This is a genomic window from Micromonospora sp. LOL_025, from assembly GCF_048060285.1.
In the GTDB taxonomy this organism is placed as follows: domain Bacteria; phylum Actinomycetota; class Actinomycetes; order Mycobacteriales; family Micromonosporaceae; genus Micromonospora.
Map to the genome: position 1 here is coordinate 1 of NZ_JBHMIR010000143.1, position 385 is coordinate 385.

At 67.5% G+C, this 385-nt stretch carries 1 protein-coding gene; it reads right to left on the reverse strand.

Annotated features, from left to right (window positions below; translation table 11 throughout):
* A partial coding sequence (locus ACFHW0_RS31865) for a phosphopantetheine-binding protein (RefSeq protein ID WP_416613333.1) occupies positions 1 to 385 on the reverse strand: 385 nt, incomplete at both ends.

The following is a 385-nucleotide window of genomic DNA, read 5'->3' on the forward strand; positions in this document are numbered from 1 at the left end:
GACAACGGCACCACACCCACCACACCCGTCGCCACCAACGGAGGCCGCACCGGCACACCAGCCAACTCACGCACCCGACGGACCAACCCGGCCGGAGTAGGCGTACGGAACACATCGCGGATGCCGATCTCCGCGCCGAAGACCACCCGAACCCGGTTGACCAGCTTGGCGGCGAGCAACGAATGCCCACCCAGATCGAAGAACCCGTCATCGGCACCGACCCGGCTGCGGCCGAGCACCCCGGCGAACAGATCCCCCATCAACTGCTCCGCAGGAGTACGCCCCACCCTCGACGGCACCCCCACACCAAACTCCGGGGCGGGTAGTGCTGTCCTGTCGAGTTTGCCGTTGGCGGTCAGTGGTAGCCGGTCGAGCAGCACGAAGG